At 43.4% G+C, this 6,904-nt stretch carries 7 protein-coding genes; all 7 read right to left on the reverse strand.

Annotated features, from left to right (window positions below):
* Positions 1-1,859, reverse strand: a 1,859-nt coding sequence (locus PHP87_RS10000) for a hypothetical protein (RefSeq protein WP_299920913.1), incomplete at its 3' end; no start/stop codon positions are given.
* An 837-nt stretch (positions 1,860-2,696) separates the two neighbouring features.
* The gene (locus PHP87_RS10005) at positions 2,697-2,909 is read right to left on the reverse strand and encodes a type II toxin-antitoxin system HicB family antitoxin (protein ID WP_299920916.1); all 213 of its coding nucleotides are present in this window, start codon (positions 2,907-2,909) and stop codon (positions 2,697-2,699) included.
* Positions 2,902-3,162 carry a type II toxin-antitoxin system HicA family toxin gene (locus PHP87_RS10010; RefSeq protein ID WP_299920920.1) on the reverse strand — a complete coding sequence of 87 codons (261 nt, stop codon included), beginning with the start codon at positions 3,160-3,162 and terminating at the stop codon, positions 2,902-2,904. The genes PHP87_RS10005 and PHP87_RS10010 overlap by 8 nt, the downstream gene beginning before the upstream one ends.
* A 225-nt stretch (positions 3,163-3,387) precedes the next feature.
* Positions 3,388-3,975 carry a Uma2 family endonuclease gene (locus PHP87_RS10015; protein ID WP_299920922.1) on the reverse strand — a complete coding sequence of 196 codons (588 nt, stop codon included), beginning with the start codon at positions 3,973-3,975 and terminating at the stop codon, positions 3,388-3,390.
* A gap of 851 nt (positions 3,976-4,826) precedes the next feature.
* Positions 4,827-5,495 carry an Rpn family recombination-promoting nuclease/putative transposase gene (locus tag PHP87_RS10020; protein WP_299920925.1) on the reverse strand — a complete coding sequence of 223 codons (669 nt, stop codon included), beginning with the start codon at positions 5,493-5,495 and terminating at the stop codon, positions 4,827-4,829.
* A gap of 78 nt (positions 5,496-5,573) precedes the next feature.
* Positions 5,574-6,266 carry an Rpn family recombination-promoting nuclease/putative transposase gene (locus tag PHP87_RS10025; protein ID WP_299920928.1) on the reverse strand — a complete coding sequence of 231 codons (693 nt, stop codon included), beginning with the start codon at positions 6,264-6,266 and terminating at the stop codon, positions 5,574-5,576.
* A 66-nt stretch (positions 6,267-6,332) separates the two neighbouring features.
* A partial coding sequence (locus tag PHP87_RS10030) for an Rpn family recombination-promoting nuclease/putative transposase (protein ID WP_299920931.1) occupies positions 6,333-6,904 on the reverse strand: 572 nt, incomplete at its 5' end.

Here is a 6,904-nt window from a genome sequence, read left to right on the forward strand (position 1 = left end):
GCAGGCTGGGGAGGAGCATCTTTGCTCATACTGGCATTGGCTACCTCGCAAACCCAGTTGCGACCAGGAAAAATGGGATTGGCCCCTTCATTAACTTCATTCACTGCCGGGCCTCCCAGCTTTATTTGAACATCTCCATCGGGAAGCATGTTGTTCAGGTCGTATGCAATATCCTTAATATTCAGCTTAGCCGGTTTGGAGCTGGAATTCTGTACTGGTATGACCAGTCTTTCACTGTTACCGTCCTGTTTTAGAAAAGAGCTGGATAGTATTATATCGCCGCTTGTAACTTTCACCTGCGGATTACGCGCCAGCTTAATCCCAGCAGGAAACTCTATCCACAGCTCGCGGGCCAGGAATACCCGCCCGGCACTTTCCGTTATTTCCAATTCCCCGGCCACCTGCCCCTGCTTCCCAATAAGCAGAGCAGGTTTGGAGGATGCACTTACTGTAAAGGCAGGCTTGACCCGAGCGACAGTACTGGACCCGGAAACCCCGGCGGAACCAGCAACCTCGACCACCAGCTCACCTTGAAAGTCGGTGGCCAGATCTACCTTACCCTCCTCCAGAATTATCTTCCCGGGACGTTCCCGGCTGCTATCCTCAATTTCAAAACTAAGCTGATTTTTTTCAGAATTAATAACCATATCGCCTATATCCAGATATTTGTCCCCTTCCAATTTAACCGAGGGAAGGCCAGCCCATTTCGCCCCTTCAGGAAGGGAAAGTGTAACCCGACGGTTACTTGCCAGGGTTGTGGGAGCATTTTCGCTAATAATGATGTTGCCGATTTTTTGAGCGCAAAGCCCTCCATAAACATCTTTTACATTCTGTACGCTCAAGTCTATCTTTTGCTGGCTATAGCTGGCTACTTTGAGGCTACTCACGTTAAGCTCCGCATTGCTTTTTAGCTGCAAACTGAGATCACCATAAGAGCTATGCTCATCCTTAAACTGAACCTTGCACTCTATTTCCATTTTACCCACAGTTTTTGTTTTTCCCAATGCCTCTATATGCAGAATAGATTGACCGTACTTGTCGCCTTCTACGCTTATTATGAAATCATCCTTATCATAGCGGCCATCACCGTTAAAATCATGTCGAAATCCCAGCATGGGGTCTATGTAGCAGCTATCTTGATTCCATTGGTAACCGCCAGGCAAAGTCATTTCGATATAATCAAAGGTACCCGGCATGTTCTCCGTGACTCTGATAGGCCCCAGAGCCTGCTCACTGCCGACCAGGAACTGGACTTCACTGGCTTCCACCGTCAGGCGAGCGGCCATAATATTAGCTATGGTAAGACTGCCTGATGAAAAACCAGCTCCAGCACTATCAATACTAAGCTCTACATTGCCCTTGTAGCCACGGGGTACTACCACCTGGTGGAAATACAACTGCAGTTCAGGATAATCATCGGGGCGTTCTATATTTTCCACCATGATTTCAAACCCCCGGTAATAGCCGGGCTTGTTCCTCTCCTCAGCAATAAGTTTAATCTCCACCGCCCGATTCTGGTCTTCAAAACACCTTCCCCGGGCCAATTCCACATCCTTCTGCTGGCCATCGCCATAGATGCCCGCTGAGCATATATAGAAATTTCGGGGTAGGCGAAACTCGGCCCAGTAGGATTCACCGGCAGCCGTGAAGGCATCTTTGGTGCTGGCAACGATTTTAACATTGGCCAGGGCGCGAACCTGCTCTTCTTCTTTAAAATCACTGGCCGGGTATTTGGGAAGATCGCCTTGTATCCGGTAGCTTGTGGCCCCGTAAGCCGAGCCTGAGGGTAGAAGTAGTAATAAAGTAAAAACCAGTAATAAGTATAAACCCTTTAATCTTTTCCATAAATATGTATCCATGCTTTATCCTCCAGTATTTTTTGGGTCTTTATTTCAGCCCTGACCCTCTAATAATACTATATTTTATCTTAATCTTCCAATTCAAGCAAGCTACTGACATAGTCACGCCAGCGAGACGGCTTTATCATTAAACTCTAGTAGTTCATCAGCTTTCTTTCCCCCTGCTAATCAATTTCGTACACCCATCAACCCTCCCTTTTTATTTACAGTATAGCATAGAAATAACCAGACCTTACAGGCAATTGACCTTTTTTAGGTCCTTTTAGTTCATGACAGACTACCAGCCGCAAGAAACATCCCCTTGGCTAGCTGGCAAATAGTCATCATCTAAGAATATTTAGTATAATAGTTTACACGGAAATATGTGGGCGGCTTGTCTCAAAACAAAGGCAATTCCGAAAGGATAAAACCGGATGAAATAGTGAAATCGCTATTTAGCGTATCCGGTAAAGTGCTAATAAACATGATGAACAGCCTGTTTAAAGAAAACTATGCAATGGAGACCCTTGAAAGGTAAGTAGCCCTGGGGAGTTTCACCCCAAGGCCCTCTCAGAACCGGACGTGAACCTCTCGGCTCATCCGGCTCCCATTATTCAGTCGCTTATTATACCCATTTGCCAGTGTTTAAATAAACCTGGCTTCTTCTGCGCTACTTGCTTAAGCCATTTTCTAGCTCGTTCTTTGCTTTTAGATATATTTTTGTATTTCCTTCTAACCCATTTTTGCAGGGCTTTATTTATGTGCTTTAGTACCGGGTATAGTGCTGATTTTCTAAACAGGACACAAAGGGACTGTCCCCTTGTGCTCTTCGTGTGCTCCCTCGTCCCACTGTTACCCTTATGCGTAGGCCAGCTTCTTCCCTTTGGGTTTGGGAATTTTAATACCTAATTCCTCTGCTGTTTCAATCCATTCGGAAATAATCACTTCAGCATTGCTAATAGCATCTTGATATGTTAAGCCATCGGCCATACATCCAGACAGCTCCGGAACCTCTGCTATATAGGACTGATCTTCCTCACTCCAATAAACAATAATCTCATATTTAAACACCGCGCTTCCCTCCCAGTTTATATTTTATAATAATTTCTCTGATTTGTTTGACTTGATAGGCTTTTGCTTCTGAACCCTTAGCCTGGATATTTATGATTTCTTCGACACCTTTCTTAAAAAATATATGATGGCTACCTCTAACCCGTTCTCGAGAACCAAGGCTGGTTAATAGCTTGCACAAATCAGGAAAAGAAATATTCTGATCAGATAAGCCCGATAGTATATTAAGCAATACCTTCTCAAATTGACTCATGTTCCCTCGATAGTCCTTGTTTTGATTTTATTATAACACATTTGTTTTATTCCCATATGAATGACTGGCATGAATCATTTATTAAGAAATGACTATCTGTTCACAATAACAAAGACATTTAGCAATAAACTTCATCAATAAAAAAACCGCCTTTAGTTACTATTGTAACCAAGGACACAAAGGGACTGTCCCCTTGTGCTCCTTTGTGTGCTCCTTTGTGCTCCTTTACTCACCGAATACCCAGGCCAAATCAATTTCCAGGTCAGGAAAGATGCCGACCTCAACCTTGTCATTATCCGGGTATTGGTACAACCCGCTTCGTTCATACTTGTTATTTTCGTTAAGCATATAAACATCTATGGCCTTATCCAGGGGAAACACCAGCCAGTATTCTTTAACTCCACTACGCTCGTATAATAGGAATTTCTCCTGCATATCTTTTTTGGCAGTAGCGTGTGATATTATTTCCACCACCAGATCCGGAGCACCTTTGCAACCCCTTTTGTCCAGCTTGTTCTTATCACAAATTATTACTATATCAGGCTGAACTACTGTTTTAATCTCTTCGTCATTCTCATTACCCTGGGACAATCTAACATCAAACGGCGCATCAAAAACTTCACAGCTTTTACCTCGTAAATAATTGGCAAATTGCACTTCGATATCCCGTGAGATTCTTTGATGCTCTGTAGAAGGAGCCGGGCTCATATTATAGGGTATCCCATCAATAAGCTCCCACCTTTCCTCGTCCGGCCATTTAAGATAATCGGCATAGCTATATTTCTCATCTGATTTTTTGGATGGTATTCCCATAAATTAACTCCCCCCATCTTAAAGCTACTAACAGCACTATGGTTTACTCAGTTATTATTTAAATTATATGCTATCTTAAGAATAGCTTACAAGTTTCCCAACAAGGGGTTTTCCAATTATGATATATTAATACCAGATTACTCAACACAAGGGGATCAACACAAGGGGACAGTCCTCTTGTGCTCGTACCCATCAACAGAAAACGGAACAGATGTTTTTTGTTTGTCGGGTGGTGGTTTGGTTTTATTTTAACCTATGCGGGACGCAGGGAAAAGAAGTAAAGAATTGCAATGTAGGCTGGTATAATTAGTCAGGCGCAGATAGGTGGGGTAAGAATAAGCGGGGTGACAGGCATCTATTGCATATTGTACTTATATTGTTCGTATCACCCCAAAACTAACACCGGTTAGCCGCTCGATTTGTCTTATAGACAGACCCTTGGTTTTACACTTCTTAATAACTTCATTACGTTTATCTTTTTCAAACCCTTGAATTTCCGTTGGGCTTTGGACAGCGGAGATACTCCTGATAAAATTGCTAGCCTCGGTATCATTTAGTCTGACATCTTGATTATAGTCTAAGCATCGATCCTCGTTCTCCGCCAAATTGAACTCCTTAAACAATTTTACCGAATTCACCCTGTTGGTCGAAAACAGATTGAGACCGAATTCTACATCACAAATCCTTGGCTCCCCAACATATTCACCAAACACAAAGGGACTGTCCCCCTGTGTCTGATGGAAATGCTGGCAACAAAAAATGAGTCAGACACAGGGGGACAGTCCCTTTGTGTCACGACCTGGCTCGGTCGCTCCCGTTCCCGTGGCAGGCCGTGGCAGGCCCTAATAGTGTTAAATGTGCTTTTTTATGTCTTCCAGGCTTTCATAATCTAAAATGCCATCAATCATAATATCCAAAGTTGGTGGGTTTAATTTTGATATCCCCGTCTTAATTTCCTCTGGTAACAATCCAAATTTTTTAGTCAGTAATTTTATAGCAGTTCTTGCAAGAGCATTTACTTCTCCTTCTTCCATACCTTCTTCACGGGCTGATTCAATTCTGGTTATCTGGTCGCGGATTTCCGCTTCCCTGGCTTCATAAATCATTCTGGCCTTTTCGTCCTGACTTACTATTTCCAGGATGCTCAAGGCTTTTTTTATCTCCTCATTTTTTGTGGCCAGCATTTCCATCACTCCTTTGGATCTTCCGTCAATGAACTCCATCCACTGGGTTACGGGTTCGCTTTCATCCTTTTCTACAGCTTCATCAAAAAGCTTGGGCAGTTCTAAAAAATGTATCTCCAGGATGTCCGTCAGTTGGTAGCCGGTTTCATCTTCAGTCAAGTGGTAGCAGCTGTGCAGTTTATTAAGGGGAATGCATTTGAAGTCTAATATGTTGATGGTTACGCATTTTTTTAGTACCGCATAACTATCTCCGGCCCGGGCCTGGGAACTATACATTTTACTCCAATAGAACAAGGTTCTGGCTGGCATGAATTGGGTGGGCAGTATCTGGGACACAAAGGGACTGTCCCCTTGTGCTTGTGCTCCTGCGACCTGGCTCGGTCGCTCCCGTCCCCGTGGCAGGCCCTAATAGTGTTAAATGTTCTTTTTTATATCTTCCAGGCTTTCGTAATCTAAAATGCCATCAATCATAATATCCAAAGTTGGTGGGTCTAATTCTGATATCCCCGTCTTAAGTTCCTCTGGTAACAATCCAAATTTTTTAGTCAGTAACTTTATAGCAGTTCTTGCAAGAGCGTTTGCTTCTCCTTCTTCTATGCCCTTCTCTATGCCTTCTTTAAGACCTTCTTCACGAGCTGACTCAATCCTGGTTATCTGGTCGCGGATTTCCGCTTCCCTGGCTTCATAAATCATTCTGGCCTTTTCGTCCTGGCTTACTATTTCCAGGATGCTCAAAGCCTTTTTTATCTCCTCATTTTTAGTGGCCAGCATTTCCATCACTCCTTTGGATCTTCCGTCAATGAACTCCATCCACTGGGTTACGGGTTCGCTTTCATCCTTTTCCACAGCTTCATCAAAAAGCTTGGGCAGTTCTAAAAAATGTATCTCCAGGATGTCCGTCAGTTGGTAGCCGGTCTCATCCTCAGTCAAGTGGTAGCTGCTGTGCAGTTTATTAAGGGAAATGCATTTGAAGTCTAATATGTTGATGGTTACGCACTTTTTTAGTACCGCATAACTATCCCCGGCCCGGGCCTGGGAACTATACATTTTACTCCAATAGAACAAGGTCCTGGCCGGCATGAATTGGGTAGGCAGTATCTGGGACACAAAGGGACTGTCCCCTTGTGCTCTTCGGTCGCTACCGTCCCCTTGGCAAGCGCCCCGTGGCAGGCCTTATTGAATATACTTTTTTATGTCTTCCAGGCTTTCGTAATCTAAAATGCCATCAATCATAATATCCAAAGTTGGTGGGTCTAATTCTGATATCCCCGTCTTAAGTTCCTCTGGTAACAATCCAAATTTTTTAGTCAGTAACTTTATCGCAGTTCTTGCAAGAGCATTTACTTCTCCTTCTTCTATACCTTCTTCACGGGCTGAATCAATCCTAGTTATCTGATCACGAATTTCCGCTTCCCTGGCTTCATAAAGCATTCTGGCCTTTTCATCCTGGCTTACTATTTCCAGAATACTTAGGGCCTTTTTTATTTCTTCATTTTTTGTGGCCAGCATTTCCATCACTCCTTTGGATTTACCGTCAATAAACTCCATCCACTGAATCAGGGGTTCGCTTTCATCCTTTTCCACAGCTTCATCAAAAAGCTTGGGCAGTTCTAAAAAATGTATCTCCAGGATGTCCGTCAGTTGGTAGCCGGTTTCATCTTCAGTCAAGTGGTAGCAGCTGTGCAGTTTATTAAGGGGAATGCATTTGAAGTCTAATATGTTGATGGTTACGCATTTTTTTAGTA

The sequence above is a fragment of the Syntrophomonas sp. genome, from assembly GCF_028707975.1.
Lineage (GTDB): Bacteria > Bacillota > Syntrophomonadia > Syntrophomonadales > Syntrophomonadaceae > Syntrophomonas.

Coding starts and splice junctions, on each gene's coding strand:
- PHP87_RS10015 (WP_299920922.1), bottom strand. CDS start 3,975: ATGGGAATACCATCCAAAAAATCAGATGAGAAATATAGCTATGCCGAT.
- PHP87_RS10010 (WP_299920920.1), bottom strand. CDS start 3,162: ATGAGTCAATTTGAGAAGGTATTGCTTAATATACTATCGGGCTTATCT.